This is a genomic window from Pantoea sp. X-Soil-MYKO-1785 (assembly GCF_059730675.1).
The window spans coordinates 3337046-3355593 of the sequence record NZ_AP036000.1 but is presented as its reverse complement, the minus strand read 5'-3'; the positions used below and the strand labels follow the sequence as shown (position 1 = coordinate 3355593).

18 protein-coding genes and 3 tRNA genes are annotated in these 18548 nt (G+C 55.9%); 11 read left to right on the top strand and 10 right to left on the bottom strand.

What is annotated here, in order from left to right; translation table 11 throughout:
- Positions 1-10: 10 nt before the first annotated feature.
- Positions 11-1351: an amino-acid N-acetyltransferase gene (gene argA, locus AC6I8D_RS15885; RefSeq protein WP_312758410.1), complete on the bottom strand. Its 1341-nt coding sequence runs from the start codon at positions 1349-1351 to the stop codon at positions 11-13.
- Between the two features lie 232 nt (positions 1352-1583).
- Here argA and amiC point away from each other — a divergent pair, with 232 nt between their 5' ends.
- Positions 1584-2828 (top strand): N-acetylmuramoyl-L-alanine amidase AmiC, encoded by a 1245-nt coding sequence (gene amiC / locus AC6I8D_RS15880; protein WP_312758408.1) that lies wholly within the window; start codon positions 1584-1586, stop codon positions 2826-2828.
- 109 nt (positions 2829-2937) lie between these two features.
- Here amiC and AC6I8D_RS15875 read toward each other — a convergent pair.
- The 3 genes from AC6I8D_RS15875 to AC6I8D_RS15865 form a co-directional block, all read right to left on the bottom strand.
- Positions 2938-3014, bottom strand: a tRNA-Met gene (locus AC6I8D_RS15875).
- Between the two features lie 77 nt (positions 3015-3091).
- Positions 3092-3168, bottom strand: a tRNA-Met gene (locus AC6I8D_RS15870).
- A gap of 58 nt (positions 3169-3226) precedes the next feature.
- A tRNA-Met gene (locus AC6I8D_RS15865) sits at positions 3227-3303 on the bottom strand.
- A 203-nt stretch (positions 3304-3506) separates the two neighbouring features.
- Between AC6I8D_RS15865 and mltA the strand changes: the two genes are divergently transcribed.
- The gene (mltA, locus tag AC6I8D_RS15860; RefSeq protein ID WP_312056309.1) at positions 3507-4655 is read left to right on the top strand and encodes a murein transglycosylase A; all 1149 of its coding nucleotides are present in this window, start codon (positions 3507-3509) and stop codon (positions 4653-4655) included.
- 48 nt (positions 4656-4703) lie between these two features.
- Entirely contained in the window at positions 4704-5504 is an 801-nt protein-coding gene (gene tcdA / locus AC6I8D_RS15855; protein ID WP_312760542.1) for a tRNA cyclic N6-threonylcarbamoyladenosine(37) synthase TcdA, read from the top strand.
- Here the strand turns inward: tcdA and csdE are convergent.
- Together csdE and csdA are read right to left on the bottom strand one after the other, a co-directional pair.
- On the bottom strand, positions 5495-5950 hold the full coding sequence (csdE, locus tag AC6I8D_RS15850; RefSeq protein WP_312056307.1) for a cysteine desulfurase sulfur acceptor subunit CsdE: 456 nt from the start codon (positions 5948-5950) through the stop codon (positions 5495-5497). The genes tcdA and csdE overlap by 10 nt on opposite strands.
- Positions 5951-5952: 2 nt before the next feature.
- Entirely contained in the window at positions 5953-7161 is a 1209-nt protein-coding gene (csdA, locus tag AC6I8D_RS15845) for a cysteine desulfurase CsdA (protein ID WP_497820451.1), read from the bottom strand.
- A 209-nt stretch (positions 7162-7370) separates the two neighbouring features.
- On the opposite strand from csdA, the gene AC6I8D_RS15840 reads away from it, so the two are divergent.
- From AC6I8D_RS15840 to rlmM, 4 genes are all read left to right on the top strand, one after another.
- The gene (locus tag AC6I8D_RS15840; RefSeq protein ID WP_031374716.1) at positions 7371-7595 is read left to right on the top strand and encodes a YgdI/YgdR family lipoprotein; all 225 of its coding nucleotides are present in this window, start codon (positions 7371-7373) and stop codon (positions 7593-7595) included.
- Positions 7596-7929: 334 nt separating this feature from the next.
- Positions 7930-8847, top strand: coding sequence for a transcriptional regulator GcvA (locus AC6I8D_RS15835; RefSeq protein WP_031374717.1), 918 nt, complete (start codon positions 7930-7932; stop codon positions 8845-8847).
- Positions 8848-8897: 50 nt separating this feature from the next.
- Positions 8898-9293 (top strand): DUF423 domain-containing protein, encoded by a 396-nt coding sequence (locus AC6I8D_RS15830; protein ID WP_031374718.1) that lies wholly within the window; start codon positions 8898-8900, stop codon positions 9291-9293.
- Positions 9286-10386, top strand: coding sequence for a 23S rRNA (cytidine(2498)-2'-O)-methyltransferase RlmM (gene rlmM, locus AC6I8D_RS15825; protein ID WP_312056305.1), 1101 nt, complete (start codon positions 9286-9288; stop codon positions 10384-10386). Before AC6I8D_RS15830 ends, rlmM begins: the two co-directional genes overlap by 8 nt.
- Before the next feature lie 24 nt (positions 10387-10410).
- Here the strand turns inward: rlmM and xni are convergent, their stop codons facing one another.
- From xni to queF, 3 genes are all read right to left on the bottom strand, one after another.
- Entirely contained in the window at positions 10411-11166 is a 756-nt protein-coding gene (gene xni / locus AC6I8D_RS15820; RefSeq protein ID WP_312056303.1) for a flap endonuclease Xni, read from the bottom strand.
- A gap of 34 nt (positions 11167-11200) precedes the next feature.
- Complete coding sequence (gene ppnN, locus AC6I8D_RS15815) at positions 11201-12565, bottom strand: nucleotide 5'-monophosphate nucleosidase PpnN (RefSeq protein ID WP_031374721.1); 1365 nt, start codon at positions 12563-12565, stop codon at positions 11201-11203.
- A gap of 169 nt (positions 12566-12734) precedes the next feature.
- Entirely contained in the window at positions 12735-13580 is an 846-nt protein-coding gene (gene queF / locus AC6I8D_RS15810) for an NADPH-dependent 7-cyano-7-deazaguanine reductase QueF (protein WP_497820450.1), read from the bottom strand.
- A gap of 62 nt (positions 13581-13642) precedes the next feature.
- Between queF and syd the strand changes: the two genes are divergently transcribed.
- The 4 genes from syd (at position 13643) to AC6I8D_RS15790 (ending at position 16348) form a co-directional block, all read left to right on the top strand.
- Positions 13643-14191, top strand: coding sequence for a SecY-interacting protein (gene syd, locus AC6I8D_RS15805; protein ID WP_312056300.1), 549 nt, complete (start codon positions 13643-13645; stop codon positions 14189-14191).
- 589 nt (positions 14192-14780) lie between these two features.
- Positions 14781-15110: a YqcC family protein gene (locus AC6I8D_RS15800; protein WP_312056299.1), complete on the top strand. Its 330-nt coding sequence runs from the start codon at positions 14781-14783 to the stop codon at positions 15108-15110.
- On the top strand, positions 15110-15889 hold the full coding sequence (truC, locus tag AC6I8D_RS15795; RefSeq protein ID WP_312056298.1) for a tRNA pseudouridine(65) synthase TruC: 780 nt from the start codon (positions 15110-15112) through the stop codon (positions 15887-15889). The genes AC6I8D_RS15800 and truC overlap by 1 nt, the downstream gene beginning before the upstream one ends.
- A 12-nt stretch (positions 15890-15901) precedes the next feature.
- Positions 15902-16348: a flavodoxin gene (locus AC6I8D_RS15790; RefSeq protein WP_312056297.1), complete on the top strand. Its 447-nt coding sequence runs from the start codon at positions 15902-15904 to the stop codon at positions 16346-16348.
- Between the two features lie 106 nt (positions 16349-16454).
- On the opposite strand, the gene garD is transcribed toward AC6I8D_RS15790, so the two are convergent.
- Positions 16455-18014, bottom strand: coding sequence for a galactarate dehydratase (gene garD / locus AC6I8D_RS15785; protein WP_497820449.1), 1560 nt, complete (start codon positions 18012-18014; stop codon positions 16455-16457).
- Between the last annotated feature and the right edge of the window lie 534 nt (positions 18015-18548).

The window sequence follows — 18548 nt, the reverse complement described above, 5'->3', positions numbered from 1 at the left end:
CTGCTGGCGCTTATAGCGTGTTGCGGCTCAGATCGGCCATCAGAACTTTTGAGCGACGCTGATAGTTATACATCTCTTTTTTACTCTCAGGCAGCGACTCAATATCAACCGGCGTAAAGCCGCGTTCCTGGAACCAGTGAATACTGCGGGTGGTTAACACAAACAGCTTCTGCAGCCCCATCTGGCGCGCCTGCAACGCCACGCGCTGCAGCAACATTTCACCGCGCGATGAACTGCGGTAGTCGGGATGGACCGCCACGCAGGCCATCTCACCGATTTTCTCATCCATAAACGGATAGAGCGCGGCACAGGCGATGGTCAGATTGTCGCGCTGAATGATGGTGAATTTATCGATCTCCATCTCCAGCTGTTCGCGTGAGCGACGCACCAGAATCCCCTGTTGCTCCAGCGGCCGGATCAGTTCGAGAATACCGCCGATATCATTAATATTGGCACGACGAATCTGCTCAGCCGACTCCATCACAATCTGGGTACCGATGCCGTCGCGTGAGAACAGCTCCTGCAACAGCGCGCCATCTTCCTGATAGCTGATCAGATGGCTACGCCGCACGCCGCTGCGGCAGGCTTTAACCGCGCCGCGCAGGAAACGGACGGTGCCGGAGAGATAATCACCGCCGCTTTCAATCTCATCAATGCGCGCCTGGGCATCATTCGGGAACAGTTCGGAGATAATATTGCCTTCGCTGTCCAGTGCGCCCTGTTCAGAGCAGAAGCCGATCATCTTTTCTGCTTTGAGTTTAATCGCCAGCTGGGTCGCGACCTCTTCTGAAGTAAGATTGAAACTCTCACCGGTCACTGAAACCGCCACCGGACCAAGCAGCACAATCGCATCGTTATCCAGCTGACGATGAATCGCCTCTTCATCGATACGACGAATACGCCCGCTGTGACAATAATCGACGCCATCATCGACACCCAGCGGCTGCGCAATAATGAAGTTGCCGCTGACCACATTGATATGCGCGCCCTGCAGCGGGGTATTGTTGAGGCTCATCGACAGACGGGCGGTGATATCTAACTGCAGACGACCGGCCGCCTGCTTCACCAGTTCCAGCGATTGCGCGTCGGTAACCCGGGTAAACTTGTGGTAAACCGGCTCCAGCTGGTGTTCCGCGAGGCTGGCATCAATCTGCGGACGAGCGCCATAGACCACCACCAGGCGGATACCGAGGCTGTGCAGCAGGCCTATATCATTAACGATGCCCGAGAAGTTCTCATGCTCAATCGCCTCGCCGCCCAGCATGATGACAAACGTCTTACCCCGGTGGGCATTGATATAGGGAACGGTATGGCGAAAACCCTGAACCAGTTCAGTACTACGTTCCTTCACAGCCAGCCCTCAGTGAATGTTTATTCGAATTTTTTGTATTTTTATTCTTTTCACTGCGATTTTGCAAGCGCTAATCCTGACGAAAATTTACGTTTTTTCGGGTGTCAAAGCCGCTAACAGCCTGCATTATTTAGGGTTTCCGGGGTGACATCACCTTCTGGATTGGATAAAGTTTTCGCCGCCATTTGATTAACTGGCGCTTTTTTAGACATTACACAGCAGCTGGAGCGGCATGTCGGATTTTAATTCCCACTTTTCACGCAGACGATTTTTACAAGGAACCGGCGCGTTACTGATGTTAAGCGTCAGCCGGGTCGGTATGGCCGCTAAAAACCATATCGTCGCGGTACGCATCTGGCCATCATCAACCTATTCCCGTATGACGCTGGAATCGAATGTGGCGCTGAAATATAAGCAGTTTGCCCTGAGTCATCCGGAACGGCTGGTGATCGATATTGAAGGCCTGCACCTCAATACGGTACTGAAAGGGGTCGATAAGCAGGTGAGGGTAGATGATCCCTTCATTAAAAATGCACGTGTCGGCCAGTTTGACAGCAATACGGTGCGGGTGGTGCTGGAGCTAAAGCGCAGCGTAGCACCGAAGATCTTTAACCTGTCGCCGGTGGCGGGGATCAATCACCGGCTGGTAGTGGATCTCTATCCGAGCCAGAATCAGGTTGAAGACGATCCGCTGCTGGCGTTGCTGAGGGACTATAATCAGGGCGATCTTGAGAAAAATGAAACGGTGCAGGCGCCGCTACCGGGTAAAGCCGGGCGCGATCGTCCGATCATTATCATGATCGATCCCGGCCATGGCGGCGAAGATCCGGGCGCGCACGGCAAATATAAAACCCGTGAGAAAGATATTGTGCTGAAGATCGGCCGACGGCTGAAAGCGTTGATCGATAAAGAAGCCAACATGAAGGCCTACATGACGCGCAATGAAGATGTGTTTATTCCGCTGCGCGTCAGAGTGGCCAAAGCCCGTAAGCAGCGCGCCGATCTGTTTGTTTCAATCCATGCCGATGCGTTCACCAGCCGGGCGGCGCGCGGTTCGTCGGTGTTTGCACTCTCTACCAGCGGCGCGACCTCAGCCGCGGCCCGCTTCCTGGCACAGACCCAGAACGAATCTGACCTGATTGGCGGCGTCAGCAAAAGCGGCGATCGTTATCTCGACCATACCATGTTCGATATGGTGCAGCGGCAGACCATCCATGACAGCCTGAAGTTCGGTAAAGAGGTGCTGCACCGCATGGGGCGGATCAATCATCTGCATAAGCGTACGGTGGATCAGGCCGGGTTTGCGGTTCTGAAAGCGCCTGATATTCCGTCCATCCTGGTGGAGACGGCTTTTATCAGTAACGTGGAAGAGGAGCGTAAGTTGCGCACCACCCGTTATCAGCATCAGGTGGCAGAGGCGATTTTGCAGGGAATCAAAGCATACGTGCAGAGTGGGGCGGCGCTGGCGCACCGTTAAAGGGTGGCGGGTAGCAGGTGCTATCCGCAGCCGCTTAACCGCGGACAGGGGAAAAAAGAAATCAGGAGCGGCAGAAACAAAAAAACACCCTCTCAGGTGTTTAAATGATTGGTTGCGGGGGCCGGATTTGAACCGACGACCTTCGGGTTATGAGCCCGACGAGCTACCAGGCTGCTCCACCCCGCGTCCGTATTACTCTTTTTCACTTATTTTGCGCTTAGCGTTTTTCACCTTGCTACTTCGGTAAAAGGCTACAGAAGTATTGGTTGCGGGGGCCGGATTTGAACCGACGACCTTCGGGTTATGAGCCCGACGAGCTACCAGGCTGCTCCACCCCGCGTCCGTATTGCGCTTAGCGACTTTCACATTGTCACTTCTGTAAACGGCTACAGAAGTATTGGTTGCGGGGGCCGGATTTGAACCGACGACCTTCGGGTTATGAGCCCGACGAGCTACCAGGCTGCTCCACCCCGCGTCCGTGGATGCGCACTATACTCCGCGCGTTATTTGATGCAACCCCTTTTTGCACATAAAGGTCAAATTTACAGTCAGTTGCTGAAGGAATCAACCATCTGGCCAATTATTGAACTGATGGCGAAGCGCAGAAAGCGGATGGATTTCATTCTGTCGGGCGCTTTGCTATCGTCGCGGGACGAACATTTATAAAAAGAGACAATAATGAAAGCACACTGGGCCAGGATTGCACTGACCGGCGCACTCATCGCGCTGCTGGCGAGCTGTAGTTCTAAACCGACCGATCGCGGTCAGCAATATAAAGATGGCAAACTGGAACAGCCACTGGCGCTGGTTAATCAGCCGAATGCCAAAGGTCGCCCGGTGAATGGCCGGGACTTTGGCGAGCAGGTGCGTCAGATTCAGGCTGCCTCGTCAGGGCTGTACAGCCGTCAGAACGGTACGTATAGCGCCATCGAAAGCTGGCTGATGGCCGGTGCTGATACTCGTCAGCTGCAGCAGTTTGGCCTGAATGCCTGGCAGATGGAAGGAACCGATAACTACGGTAACGTGCAGTTCACCGGCTACTACACGCCGGTCGTTGAAGCGCGCTATACCCGTCAGGGCGAATTCCAGTACCCGATTTACCGCATGCCGCCGCGTAAGCGCGGAGAAAAACTCCCGAGCCGCGCCTCTATCTATAGTGGCGGCCTCGACGATCGTTATGTCATCGCCTACAGCAACTCGCTGATTGATAATTTCATGATGGATGTGCAGGGTAGTGGTTACGTCGACTTTGGTGATGGCCGCCCGATGAGCTTCTTTGGCTACGCCGGCAAAAATGGCTGGGGTTACCACAGTATCGGTAAAGAGCTGATCGATCGTGGCGAAGTGAAGCGTGAAGATATGTCGATGCAGGCGATTCGTCAGTGGGCGCAGGAACATTCGCCGCAGGAAGTGCGTGCTCTGCTGGAAACCAATCCGTCATTCGTCTTCTTTAAGCCAGAGCCGTTTACGCCAGTGCGGGGTGCCAGCGCGGTGCCGCTGGTGGCAAAAGCGTCCGTTGCATCTGACCGCTCGATCATTCCGGCCGGTACGACTCTGCTGGCAGAAGTGCCGCAGTTAAATGAGAAAGGCAAATTCAACGGCAAATATGAGATGCGCCTGATGGTGGCGCTGGATGTAGGCGGCGCGATTAAAGGCCAGCATTTCGACATCTATCAGGGGATCGGGCCGGACGCCGCCCATCTGGCCGGTTTCTATAACCACTATGGCCGCGTCTGGGTACTGAAAGCTGCACCGGGTGCCGGACAACCGCTGTTCTCCAGCCCGCAAAACGGTAATAATGGCTCACTGCTACTCGGTTCCAACTAATTTCTTCTCTGCGGGCCTGCGGGCCCGCACGACGTTACAGGTTCAACTATGAAAGTGTTAAATGACGCCTGGCACCAGCGGTTTGGTGGCACGGCGCGTCTGTATGGTCAGGATGCGTTGCAGCGTTTTGCAGATGCGCATTTCTGCGTCATCGGTATTGGCGGCGTCGGCTCCTGGGCGGCCGAGGCGCTGGTGCGCACCGGGATTGGCAAAATCACCCTGATCGATATGGATGATGTCTGCATCACTAATACCAACCGGCAGATTCACGCGCTTAATGGCAACGTCGGCAAAGCCAAAACCGAAGTTATGGCGGAACGCCTGCGCGCAATTAATCCCGATTGTGAGGTGATCTGCGTCGATGACTTTATCACGCCGGACAACACCGCAGAGCTGATGGCGGCCGGATTCGATTATGTGATCGACGCCATCGACAGCGTGCGGCCTAAAGCGGCGCTGATCGCCTGGTGCCGCCGAAACAAGATCCCGCTGATCACTACTGGCGGAGCGGGTGGTCAGATCGATCCCACTCAGATCCAGGTCGCCGATCTGGCAAAAACCATTCAGGATCCGCTGGCGGCAAAGCTACGTGAGCGGCTGAAAACCTTCGGCGTGGTGAAAAACAGTAAGGGCAAACTCGGTATCGACTGCGTCTTTTCGACCGAGGCGCTGGTCTATCCGCAGCCGGACGGCAGCGTTTGTGCCTCACGCAGCACGGCAGAAGGACCGAAAAGAATGGACTGCGCCGCCGGCTTTGGCGCGGCCACCATGGTGACCGCCACTTTCGGCTTTGTCGCCGTCTCTCACGCGCTGAAGAAATATCTGGCGCGTGCCGCCCGTCAGGCCTGATCGCGCGCCTGACGCGCCGCCTGCTGTACCGCCGAGGAAAGCGCCTGCAAACCGCTGCTGCGCGAGGCGCTAAGCTGGGCGCGCAGGCCCAGCTGATCGAACAGCGCCAGCGGATCGTTTTCAAGCAGCGCGTGCGGCGTCTGACCTTCCACTGCGGTCAGCAGCACGGCCAGCAGACCACGCACGATGCGGCCTTCACTGTCGCCATAGAAGTGCAGGGTGCCATCCGGACGCAACTGGCTGCTCAGCCAGACCCGGTTTTCACAACCACTCAGCTCAATCTCCGCTTTTTTTAACGCTTCGGGTAATGCCGGGAGCTGACGGCTCAGCTGAATCAGCTGGCGATAGCGATCCTCCCACTGATGAAAGCGGCTAAACGTCTCCTTCAGGCTGGCAACCGTAATCAGCTCGCCAAACGGGTGTGGCGCTAACAGCGGTGAACTCATAATCAATACTCCGATAACAGCGAAATGGCGCTGCGCATGGCGCGCACCAGGGCATCAACATCCTGCAAATTATTATAGGGCGCAAATGAGGCGCGAAGCGTCCCGCTGACCCCGAGCGCCGTCAGCAGCGGCTGAGCGCAGTGTTGACCGGCACGCAAGGCGATGCCCTGCTCAGCCAGCAGAGTGACGATATCGCTGTGGTGCAGGCCGGTGAATTCAAAGGCTAGCAGGCTGGCATGGCCGCAGCGGAAACTGCGAAAGCCCGGTAATTCAGCCAGCTGCTCCTCCGCCAGGCTGGCGAGTTGCTGACTCCAGCTCTCCGCTTTAGCCTGATCGTGCTGACCCAGCCAGCTTAGCGCCGCGCTTAATCCCACCACGCCCGCCACGTTAGGCGTACCCGCTTCGAAGCGCCACGGCACCGGCTGAGGAGTAAAGCCGTTGAAATCGACTTCAGTCAGCATTTTGCCGCCACCCTGCCACGGTGCCATCTCCTCCAGCAGCTCGGCTTTGCCATACAACACGCCAATCCCCATCGGGCCATAGATTTTGTGACCGGAGAAAGCGTAGAAGTCGATATCCAGCGCCTGCACATCAGGCGGGCAGTGGACCACGCCCTGTGCGCCATCCACCATCACTTTGGCGCCGACCGCATGCGCCAGCTGAATGGCCTGGACGAGGTCGGGACAACCGCCGGTGACGTTGGACATCTGACTCACCGCCAGCAAACGGGTGCGGCTGTTCAGCAATGCCGGCAGCTGGGTGATATCCGGTAACCGATCGGCACCCAACGGCCATTTGACCACCCGGGCGCCGCAGGCCTGTGCCGCCATCAGCCACGGCACCAGATTCGCGTGGTGTTCTGCTTCGCTCACCACGATCTCATCGCCTGGCTGTAAGCGAGGTCGCAGCCAGCTGTTCGCCACCAGATTAATGGCTTCAGTAGTACCCCGCGTCCAGACAATCTGATGGCCATCAGCGGCGTTCAGCCAGCGCGCCACCTGACTACGCGCCTGCTCATAACGCTCGGTTAAGGCACGTGCGGCCGCAAACTGACTACGGTGCACGGTACCGGCGCTCAGGCTGTAGAACTGCTGGATGCTGTCGATTACCGCCTGCGGCTTCAGCGTCGTCGCTGCGCTGTCGAGGTAGACGCCGGCATCGGCCAGTGCCGGAAACTGCTGGCGAAACGCGGTTGGGTTAAATACGGTCATACGCGGCCCATGATGAGAATAAATAGGACCAGACTGAAAGAGTGGTCTCTGTCTGGCAAAGCTGGAAAAGCGCGTTATGCTGATTATTGCAAGGTTTAAACCAAACCCGCACAACGATCGAACAATATTTGGTCGATCACACTTATCTGCTGCCTATGGTTAGCGTAACGCGGGTGGTTTGATGCAATCAATCTGCAAGGAGATAGAAGATGAAAAAACTCACCGCAGTGCTGGCCGTCTGTACTCTGGCCTTTACCCTGACTGCCTGTTCCAGCAACTATGTGATGCACACCAATGATGGACGCACCATTGTTGCCGACGGCAAACCTAAGGTAGACGATGAAACCGGTATGATCAGCTATAAAGATGCCAATGGCAACGAGCAGCAGATTAACCGCACCGATGTCAAAGAAATGGTTGAGATGGGTCAGTAATTAAGCAAAAAAAAGCACCGCAATTTGCGGTGCTATTTAAAAATCACTATGGACAGACAGGGTAAATCTACAGGAATTAAGAGCTTGATCCGCAACAGTCGGATCAAAAATTGCAAACACAACATCACGACCACAAGCCAAAAGCTTTCAGAAAATCTGCGAACTCACTCACAATTCTAAAAACTTTTCGTTCCGGCTCAGGAAGTGCGGCAACTATAGGTATTTGCTGGAGGTTCCTCAACGGACAAATTATAATGCCTCGGATTAAAAATTCTAATACGTAAAGGCTGCGTATAAGCCTGCGTATTTTTCGCCGATCCGGATACGGAAAACCATGTCGAAACGCCTTCCTCCTCTCAACGCACTGCGGGTATTTGATGCCGCCGCACGCCATTTAAGCTTTACTAAAGCCGCTGAAGAGCTTTTCGTCACCCAGGCAGCTGTAAGCCATCAGATTAAATCTCTGGAAGATTTTCTCGGTCTGAAGCTGTTTCGCCGGAGGAATCGTTCGCTTTTGTTGACCGAAGAAGGGCAAAGCTACTATCTGGATATCAAAGAGATCTTCTCGGCGCTCAACGAAGCTACCCGCAAACTGCAGGCACGCAGTGCCAAGGGCGCGCTGACCGTCAGCCTGCTGCCCAGCTTTGCGATTCAGTGGCTGGTGCCACGCCTCTCCAGCTTTAATATGGCTTATCCGGGAATCGACGTGCGTATTCAGGCGGTCGACCGTGATGAAGAGAAGCTGGCCGATGATGTCGACGTGGCAATTTTTTACGGCCGCGGTAACTGGCCAGGCCTGCGGGTTGAGAAACTCTACGCAGAATATTTATTGCCGGTCTGCTCGCCTTCGCTGATGACCGGCGAAAACCCGCTTAAAACGCCGATGGATCTGTCGCGATTCACGCTGCTGCACGATGCTTCACGACGTGACTGGCAGTCGTATATCCGTCAGCTTGGCCTGCAGCACATCAACGTTCAGCAAGGTCCTATTTTCAGCCACAGTGCAATGGTACTGCAGGCGGCCATTCACGGTCAGGGCGTAGCGCTGGCCAATAATGTGATGGCGCAAAGCGAAATTGAAGCCGGCCGATTGATCTGTCCGTTCAACGACGTATTAGTCAGTAAAAACGCTTTTTATCTGGTTTGTCATGACAGCCAGGCAGAACTGGGTAAAATAGCCGCCTTTCGACAGTGGATCCTGGCAAAAGCTGCAACCGAACAAGAAAAATTCCGCTTTCGATATCAACAATAACGTCTTGATTTAATTGCATTGCGATGCAAACGCACTCTGAGGATCGTTTCATGTCCAGTCGTGCCATGTTTATTTTTGCTGCCATCAGCGGATTTTTGCTGGTGGCATTTGGTGCTTTTGGTGCCCACGTTTTGAGTAAATCGCTCGGGCCGGCGGAAATGGCCTGGATTCATACCGGGCTGGAATATCAGGCTTATCACACCTTAGCGGTGATGGGGCTGGGTGCCGCGATGTTACGCCGCGCCAATATCTGGTTTTACTGGAGCAGTGCGCTGATGGCGCTCGGCACCGTACTGTTCAGCGGCAGTCTCTACTGTCTGGCGCTGTCACATCTGAAATTTTGGGTTTTTATCACGCCAGTGGGAGGATTATGCTTCCTTGCGGGTTGGGTATTGATGTTGATTGGCGCGCTGCGTCTTAAACGAAGGGCAGAACGCCATGAATAAAGTTTTACTCTATTGCCGTCCCGGTTTTGAAAAAGAGTGTGCGGCAGAAATCAGTGCGAAGGCTGCTGAACGCGAAGTCTACGGTTTCCCACGGGTTAAAGATGACTCGGGCTATGTGCTGTTTGAGTGTTATCAGTTTGAGGACGCCGAACGGCTGGTACGAGAATTGCCGTTTGACGACCTGATCTTTGCGCGTCAGATGCTGGTGGTCGGCGAACTACTGCGCGACCTGCCGCAGGAAGACCGCATCACGCCAATCGTTGGCATGTTGACCGGCGTGGTTGAAAAGGGCGGTGAACTGCGCGTCGAGGTGCCAGACACCAACGAAGCGAAAGAGCTGACCAAATTCTGCCGCAAGTTCACCGTGCCACTGCGTTCCGCACTGCGCGAAAGCAAAATTCTGCTGAACTACGAAAGCCCGAAACGTCCGGTGGTGCATGTATTTTTCATTGCGCCGGGCACCTGTTACGTTGGCTATTCATTACCGGAAAACAGTTCGTCTTTTTATATGGGCATTCCGCGGCTTAAGTTCCCGTCCGATGCGCCGAGCCGTTCAACCCTTAAGCTGGAAGAGGCGTTTCACGTCTTTATTCCGGCGGACGAATGGGATGAACGTCTGGCCAGCGGCATGTATGCCGTCGATCTCGGTGCCTGCCCTGGCGGCTGGACCTACCAACTGGTGCAGCGCAGCATGATGGTGTATGCGGTCGACAACGGTCCGATGGCGCCGAGCCTGATGGAAACCGGGCAGGTGATGCATGAACGCGCCGATGGATTCAAATTCCGCCCGCCGCGCACCAACATTAGCTGGCTGGTGTGTGACATGGTTGAGAAACCGGTACGGGTAGCAAACCTGATGACCGACTGGCTGGTCAACGGCTGGTGTCGTGAGGCGATTTTCAACCTCAAGTTACCGATGAAAAAGCGTTACGAAGAGGTGACGCAGAATCTGGCGATGATTGAAGAACGTCTCCATGAGAACGGCATCAATGCGCAGATCCGGGCGCGTCAGCTCTATCACGATCGCGAAGAAGTTACGGTACACATTCGTCGTATCTGGGCGGCGGTCGGTGGCCGTCGCGACGAACGCTGATCAATCGGCTGAGTGTTCCTGCACTCAGCCGCTGTAACGCAAGGTATTCAGGTTGCCCTGCAACACCAAATCCCGCTTCAGCGTGGCCACCTGGCGGCTGATCTCCGCCATCTGCTGGCCGCTGACCAATTTGTCACGCCATTTTGTCGGCACCTGATCCAGCTGCTGATAGATGCCGTCCAGTGAATGAAACTCTGCCAGCAGTTGTTTTGCGCTTTTAGGACCGATACCGGCAATGCCCGGGATCTTGCTGCTGCTGATGCCACACAAACCCCAGAAATCGGGTAACAGTTGTGGCGCAACGCCATATTCAGCTTCAATAAACGGCAGATCGAGCCAGCGCTTCTGGAAGTAGTCACGAATACGGATTTCCGGTGCCAGTAGCTGGCAGTAGCCTTTGTCCGTTGACACGATAGTGGCCTGGTGTCCGGCCTGCGCCATTTTTACCGCCAGCGTCGCGGCTAAATCATCCGCCTCATCCTGATCGGCAATCCAGCAGCTGACGCCTGCGGCGCGAAAAGCCTGTTGCAGCGCTGGCATCTCCGCCTGCAAATCTTCCGGCATCGGCGGTCGGCCACTTTTGTAATCCGGTAATAACTGGTGACGCCAGCCCTGATGCCGGGTTTCACCATCAAACACCGCCACTACGTGGGTCGGGCGGGTATGCCCCAATAGTTGACGTAGTGCCGCCACACAGCCATCGACGCACGGCGAGCCCTGTACTGCATGCAGACGGCGTATCAGGTTTAACGCATCAACGATAAGAAGATGAAAAGCCATGAGAATATCGGCAGCCCAGCGGCTGCCTCCTGGTTTATTTGATGATTTCGTAGCAGGGGATGTAGGCGGTGCCTGGCAGTTTCATACGTTGCTGCGCGACAAATCCCTGTAGCAGTTCGTCCATGCGATGCATGATGTCGGCGTCGCCATGCAGCTTATAGCGGCCTTTCTCGCGGATTTCGCGGATCCCCATCTCTTTTACGTTACCGGCCACGATGCCTGAAAAGGCGCGACGCAAATCGGCGGCCAGTTTTTCTGGCGGCTGGTTAGTGTAGAGGTTGAGATTGGCCATATTTTCATGGGTCGGCAGGAAGGGCACCTGCAGATCCGGCGCAATACGAATCGACCAGTTAAAGCTGTAGGCGTCGCCGGTTTCGCGCCGATACTCTTTAACCTGCGGCATCGCCTGCTTCATCAGACGCGCCACTTCAGCAGCATCGTTAATGATGATCTGATAGTGCTTGCGCGCCTGCTCGCCCAGCGTACTGACAATAAAGTCATCCAGCACCCGGAAGTAATCAGCACTCTCTTCCGGTCCGGTCAGGATCAGCGGTAACACCTGATCGCTGTTGTGCGGATTCATCATGATGCCGAGCAGATAGAGCAGCTCTTCTGCGGTGCCGACCCCGCCAGGGAAGATGATGATGCCGTGCGCGATGCGGACAAAAGCTTCAAGACGTTTTTCGATATCCGGCATGATGATCAGCTCATTCACCAGCGGATTCGGCGGCTCGGCGGCAATGATTGACGGTTCTGTCAGGCCAATAAAGCGGCTGTCACGGTAGCGTTGCTGAGCGTGGCCTACCGCCGCTCCTTTCATCGGTGCTTCCATCACGCCCGGCCCGCAGCCGGTACAGATGTTCAGTTCACGCAGCCCCAGCTGGGTGCCGACGTTACGGCAATACTGATATTCAACGGCGTTGATCGAGTGGCCACCCCAGCACACCACGGTGTTGGGATACTCGCCGATGTGCAACGCCCGGGCGTTACGCAGAATTGAAAAGACGGTATTGGTGATAGCGGCGGAATCATTCTCTTCGGCTGCGCTTAAACGGCCTGGAGCGTTGAGCTGACCGCTGACAAACAGAATATCGCGCAGTACCGCAAACAGGTTGGCCTGCAGCGATCGAATAATGCGTCCATCAACAAACGCCTCTTCCGGTGGGTTGATCAACTCCAGTTTGACGCCGCGTTCACGCCGCAGCACGTTAATATCAAAATTCTCGAAGCGGGAGAGTAATTCGTGGCTGCTGTCGGTCTGGCTGCCAGAGTTCAGTACCGCCAGCGAGCAGTTGCGAAACAGTTGGTACAGGTCGCTGCTGGCCGTGCGTTTCAGCATGTCGACTTCCAGCTGCGAGAGCAGATCCATTGAGCCAAGAGGGCTGATATGGGTAATCAAATGAACTCCTTTACACCCGCCTGGGTGACAGTTGACACTGCAAATGCAGTGACGAAAATCCCTGGTCGGCAATCCGCAGATTGCCGCCATCTCCAGAGTAGCCTTGTCGGCCAGCGTAGCTCAAGTGGAACCGCGCCTGCAGCGCACAGCCTGCGAGAGATCTCGCAAACTACTGACGAACCAGCCGTGAATAACCGGGCGAGAAGGGCACATTGCTGCGCCACGGGTTAATATCGAGTCCGCCACGGCGCGTATAGCGTGCATAAACCGTCAGCGCCTCAGGGTGGCAGAAACGCAGCAGGTCATTAAAGATGCGCTCTACGCACTGTTCGTGAAATTCGTTGTGCTGGCGGAACGACACCAGATAGCGCAGCAGCGCTTCACGGTCGATACGCGGGCCTTTATAACGAATCATCACTGAACCCCAGTCAGGCTGATGGGTGATCAGGCAGTTCGATTTGAGCAGATGGCTGACCAGCGTCTCTTCGACGATCTCGCTGCCGGTGGCATCGGCCAGGTAGTCGGCATTGAAGCGGTAATCGTCAATCGCGATATCCTGCTCATCGATGCAGTAGCCGTCGAAATGGCCGATCGGCTGTCCTTCGACTTCGTTCAGCCGGAACAGCGCGACCCGAACCTCACCTGCAGCGCAGGCGCTCAGATCGCGTTCCAGCGTCTGGCGTACTTCGCCCCAGTCGGCGAAGCGGGTCTGGTTGAAACTGTTAAGATAGAGCTTAAAGCTTTTCGATTCGATCAGGTTGCGGCTCTGCGCATCCAGCACCACTTCACCGACGGCCACCTGTGGCAGCCCTTTGCTGTTAAGCCACGACAGTTCATATAAGGTCCAGATGTCACCGCCGGTAAATGGCAGGCTATCGGGATACAGGCCGAGCGGTTCACGGTTCAGGCTACGCGGCACCGCCTGCAACAAACTGTTGTCATAGCGATCGTGATAGGCTGTGGGTTTGCCCAGCGTCAGGTTGCTGAGGGCCTGCTCCTGTTCGTGAGTAGTCATTGCGGTTACCACCAAAATTAATCAAAGTGGCTAAGTGTAACCTATCAGAAGTGAGAATATGAATGACGCAGCAAACTGCCGCCGCACTGCGCGACTTTACTAACCGCTATTGCCAGCACTGGCAGCAGCACACGGGCCATGCGCCAGCCAGCAGCGATCTGTATGGCGTGCCATCGCCTTGTGCGCTGGAAGATCGTGACCAGCGCGTTCTGTGGCAGCCGCAGCCCTTTAGCCTGCCGCCCAGCCTTGACGCGGTGGAGCGGGCGATCGACCTCCAGTTGCAGCCGCAGATTACCCCTTTCTATACCACCCAGTTTGCCGGGGATATGCAGGCCCGTTTCCAGCAACGAAACCTGACGCTGTTGCAGGTGTGGAGTGAAGAGGACTTCGTGCGACTGCAGGAGAATCTGATTGGCCATTTGCTGATGCAGCGCCGCCTGCGCCAGTCGCCAACGCTGTTTATTGCTACCACCGACTCAGAGCAGGAGATCGTCTCGCTATCGAACCTCAGTGGGGAAGTGGTACTGGAGCAGCCTGGACGTAAACAGCGTGAGGTTTTAGCCGAAAGTCTTGAGATATTTCTTAAGTCATTACAGCCGGTTACCGGATGATTTGCAGTGATCGCCTGCATTGCTTGTGAGATATCTCTTACAAGCGTTGTGCGAGATCGTCGGATGTGACTTGAGACATCTGGACGTCCGTGATGTAAAAATATTGTGAATCATCGACTTAATGGCATTATTCTGAAATTGTCTCGCTAAGAGACCGAACTTACGGTTTTAGTCCCTTGTATGCACAATTAGTTCTGTCAGAATGTCTCGCACTGGCAGGATGCTGGGGACAAAGATATCGTCAGGACGAGGATAAGCCAGGAGGCGGGAACGTAACAGAGTTTACGGCACACGGAAGGTTTCAGGGTGAAACAGGACCGCTCAGGATTGAGCAAGGGACACCTCCAGGATGGAGAATGAGAGCCCCTCAGAAGAGGCGGTGGGCCAGGAGGCTAAGGATTCATCAGGATGATGCGCGACGGGAGTTCGCACTGGACAAGTTGTCATGGAAGAGCAGGGAGCATAAACGTAGCAGGATGGCTGCAAACGAACCGGGAGCACTGTTTTTACAGTGCTCCCTTTTTTTGTGCCTGCGCCAACAAGTGATATGCTTGCCGCCCGTTTTTTTACTGTCCGCTGGAGGTGGCGCATGACGCCAGAACAATTGATTACGCAGCGGCTGGAGCAGGTTGAAGCGGTGATGCGTGAGCACGATCTCTGGCAAAGCACGCCCCCTGATGCCAGCGCTTTCGACAGCCGCGAGCCGTTTTGCCTTGATACGCTTGAACCGCTGCAATGGCTGCAATGGGTGTTGATTCCCCGGATGCACGCCCTGATAGCGGCCCGGCATCCGCTGCCGCAAAACTTTGCTGTTGCTCCCTATTATGAAATGGTGCTGGTGCCCGATCAGCCCGGCATCGCGCCGCTGTTGCTGACGCTGCGTCAGCTTGATGTGTTACTCAAGGATGCGGCGGTCTGATGCTGGAAATTATTTATCAGGACCGCTGGCTGGTGGCGGTCAACAAGCCGAGCGGCTGGCTGGTCCATCGCAGCTGGCTGGACCGGCATGAGACGGTGTTTGTGATGCAGACGGTGCGCGATCAGATCGGTCAGCATGTGTTTACCGCGCATCGGCTGGATCGTCCTACCTCCGGCGTGCTGCTGATGGGATTGTCCAGCGAAGTTGGCCGCCTGCTGTCGCTGCAGTTTGAGCAACACCAGATGCAAAAAACCTACCATGCAGTGGTGCGCGGCTGGCTGGAAACCAGCGGCAGGCTGGATTATCCGCTGGTGGAGGAGCTGGACAAAATAGCCGATAAGCATGCTACTGAAGCACGTACGGCGCAGCCGGCGGTCACCGACTATCAGTCACTGGCCACGGCAGAGATGCCGGTGGGCATTGGCCGCTATGCGACATCGCGCTATAGCCTGGTTGAACTGTCGCCGAAAAGTGGACGCAAACATCAGCTACGCCGGCACATGTCACACCTGCGTCATCCGATTATCGGCGACTCCGCACACGGCGATCTGCGGCAGAACCGTGGTGCTGCACAGCACTTCGGCGCTAACCGCCTGATGCTGCATGCCAGCAGCCTGGCGCTGACCCATCCGGTCACCGGCGAGCCGCTGCTGATCCGTGCCGGGCTGGATAGCGTCTGGCAGAATCTGATGACACAGTTTGGCTGGCAGGATCGCATTCCTGAGGTGCCGCGGGTTGAGTTTGCGACGGCGCCAGGACAGGATAACGTTTCAGAATAAGGGAGAAGGCAGATGGCAAAGATTGGCATTTTTGTGGGCACGGTATACGGCAATGCGTTGCTGGTGGCGGAAGAGGCAGAGCCGATTCTGCAACAGCAGGGACACAGCGTGACGGTGTTTGAAGATCCGACGCTGGCAGACTGGCAGGCTTATGCCAGCGATGTGGCGTTGATTGTCACCTCTACCACCGGACACGGCGATTTTCCCGATACCATTTCGGGGCTATTCCACGCGGTAAAAGATAAGCTGGGTTATCAGCCGACGCTGCGTTATGGCGTCATTGCGCTGGGTGACAGCAGCTATGAGCATTTTTGTGGCGCGGGCAAAACCTTTGATGCGCTGTTGCAGGAGCAGAGTGCGCAGCGCGTGGGTGAGGTCCTGCTGGTTGATGCCGGTGAAAATCCCGAGCCGGAAGCAGTCACTTCTCCGTGGGTTGAGGCCTGGGGCGCGCTGCTGTAATCCGCCGCGGCTTGGCGCGCAGCGTTGGCCGCGACGATCCGTCGCCGTGACGGCGGGCAAGAGCCGGCCCGGATTGCCGCCATGGCCATCCGGGCGCAGCCTGGGATCAGGTAATCGGTGCCGGGTTAAATACCGCCAGCTGGTTACGTATTCCCCAGCGATCTGACCAGGTCTGTTTGCGGCCGCTGGCAATATCCAGAATCAACTCAAACAGTCGCCAGCCCACCTGCTCAATACTCTCCTCGCCGGTTGCAATAGTCCCGGCATTAATATCCATCAGATCGTGCCAGCGCTCGGCCAGCGCATTACGCGTTGCCATCTTGATCACCGGAATGGCCGCCAGCCCGTAAGGCGTACCGCGCCCGGTGGTAAACACCTGCAGGGTAATGCCGGAGGCCATCTGTTGGGTACCGCAGACGAAATCACTGGCGGGGGTGGCGGCGTAGATTAATCCGCGACGGGTAGGGCGCTGTCCCGGTGACAGCACTTCTACAATCGCGCTGCGGCCCGATTTCGCAATGGAGCCGAGCGCTTTTTCCACCACGTTGGCCAGCCCGCCTTTTTTATTGCCGGGCGAAGGGTTAGCGCTGCGGTCAGTCTGACCCTGATTGAGATAGTCGTCATACCAGGCCATCTCCTCCAGTAAGCGCTTACCAACCTCCTCATTAATCACTCGCGGCGTCAGCAGATGAATCGCATCACGGACCTCCGTGACTTCAGAGAACATCACGGTGGCGCCACAGCGCACCAGCAGATCGGAGGCGAAGCCCACGGCGGGATTGGCGGTTACGCCGGAGAAGGCATCGCTGCCGCCACACTGCATACCGACGATCAGCTCTGAGGCGGGACAGGTTTCACGCTGGCGCTGATTCAGCCGCTTAAGGTGACGCTCGGCGACCTGCAAAATTTCGTCAACCATGGCGCCGAATCCCACCAGCTTCTCATCCTGCAGACGCACAATGTCATGCTCTTCCAGCGAGATTGGCTGTACGTCTGGCGTGCCGGTCAGCAGCCTTTCCGGCTGTAATTTTTCGCAGCCCAGACTGACAATCATCACTTCGCCGCCGAAATTAGCGTTCAGCGCCAGGTTGTGGATGGTGCGAATTGGTACCACTGCCGCCGGCGCATTGATCGCCACGCCGCAGCCATAAAGATGATTCAGGGCGACAACGCCATCGACGTTGGGATAGCGCGGCAGTAAATCACGCTCAATCAATTGCACAACATGATCTACCACGCCCGCCACGCAGTGCACGCTGGTGGTGATGCCGAGCAGGTTACGCGTTCCGACGCTGCCATCGGCGTTGCGATAGCCTTCAAAGGTATAGCCTTCCAGCGCAGGCAGTTCGGCAGGGACCTGAGTCGCCAGCGGCAGGCTGGCCAGCGGCGGCGCTTCTGGCAGCGTCACCAGCGACTCATCAATCCAGCAGCCCTCGGCAATGTCGCGCAGCGCATAACCAATGATTTCGCCGTAGCGCACGATTGCTGCGCCCTGCGCGATCGCGTTGAGCGCAACTTTATGCCCTTGCGGCACATGCTCAGTCAGCGTCAGGCCATCAGCAAAGCGGGTGCCGGCTGGCAGTCCGAGGCTGTTGACCACAATCGCGACATTATCGTGCTCATGGACTTTGATATAGAGCGGTTGTTCAGTTGTTGTAGGGGTCATCGCTCACCTTCCCGTCTGTCGTACCGTACTTGTGCGGTGCGTTGTTGTCGTGTTGTTACCCGTCAGTCGCTCACTATTTGCCAGCTTCAGTATAAGGAGGCGCTGTGGGCTGTACATTGTGCAATTGACCGGCTTTGAAAGGATTTATAGCCACGTTTTGGGTCGATTAACCAAAAGCAAGTGAAGACCCTCACAAACAGCGTGGGAAACCGGCTTTCTGGCTGGTTAAACGACCGATATTTACAGGTTCCGTGAGCCATGCCGCAGGATTCTGTGCAAATGCCAAATAATCCCGTAAACATCGATTCCATTCCAGGGCGATGCTCCAATGTCATCGCTGCGGGCTGTTCTTATACTGATTTTCGTTAACCAGATCAGGTTATCCGTCACGACGCTTTACCCATTTGTTGCCTGCCGCACCGGCCTTATCCGCCTGCGCTGATGAGGGCTGTTAACCGGCAGGCTGCCGCTGAAACGGCAAAAGGGTAATAAAGATTTGCCAAAAAAAAAGATCGCCGTGTTTAACCTTATTTC

Bases quoted from the DNA above. Each gene is read 5' to 3' on its own strand.
- AC6I8D_RS15835 (WP_031374717.1), top strand. From the start codon at position 7,930: ATGTCGAAACGCCTTCCTCCTCTCAACGCACTGCGGGTATTTGATGCC.
- AC6I8D_RS15790 (WP_312056297.1), top strand. From the start codon at position 15,902: ATGGCAAAGATTGGCATTTTTGTGGGCACGGTATACGGCAATGCGTTG.
- AC6I8D_RS15830 (WP_031374718.1), top strand. From the start codon at position 8,898: ATGTCCAGTCGTGCCATGTTTATTTTTGCTGCCATCAGCGGATTTTTG.
- rlmM (WP_312056305.1), top strand. From the start codon at position 9,286: ATGAATAAAGTTTTACTCTATTGCCGTCCCGGTTTTGAAAAAGAGTGT.
- amiC (WP_312758408.1), top strand. From the start codon at position 1,584: ATGTCGGATTTTAATTCCCACTTTTCACGCAGACGATTTTTACAAGGA.
- csdE (WP_312056307.1), bottom strand. From the start codon at position 5,950: ATGAGTTCACCGCTGTTAGCGCCACACCCGTTTGGCGAGCTGATTACG.
- AC6I8D_RS15800 (WP_312056299.1), top strand. From the start codon at position 14,781: ATGACGCCAGAACAATTGATTACGCAGCGGCTGGAGCAGGTTGAAGCG.
- tcdA (WP_312760542.1), top strand. From the start codon at position 4,704: ATGAAAGTGTTAAATGACGCCTGGCACCAGCGGTTTGGTGGCACGGCG.
- queF (WP_497820450.1), bottom strand. From the start codon at position 13,580: ATGACTACTCACGAACAGGAGCAGGCCCTCAGCAACCTGACGCTGGGC.
- truC (WP_312056298.1), top strand. From the start codon at position 15,110: ATGCTGGAAATTATTTATCAGGACCGCTGGCTGGTGGCGGTCAACAAG.
- syd (WP_312056300.1), top strand. From the start codon at position 13,643: ATGACGCAGCAAACTGCCGCCGCACTGCGCGACTTTACTAACCGCTAT.
- csdA (WP_497820451.1), bottom strand. From the start codon at position 7,161: ATGACCGTATTTAACCCAACCGCGTTTCGCCAGCAGTTTCCGGCACTG.
- xni (WP_312056303.1), bottom strand. From the start codon at position 11,166: ATGGCTTTTCATCTTCTTATCGTTGATGCGTTAAACCTGATACGCCGT.
- mltA (WP_312056309.1), top strand. From the start codon at position 3,507: ATGAAAGCACACTGGGCCAGGATTGCACTGACCGGCGCACTCATCGCG.
- garD (WP_497820449.1), bottom strand. From the start codon at position 18,014: ATGACCCCTACAACAACTGAACAACCGCTCTATATCAAAGTCCATGAG.
- AC6I8D_RS15840 (WP_031374716.1), top strand. From the start codon at position 7,371: ATGAAAAAACTCACCGCAGTGCTGGCCGTCTGTACTCTGGCCTTTACC.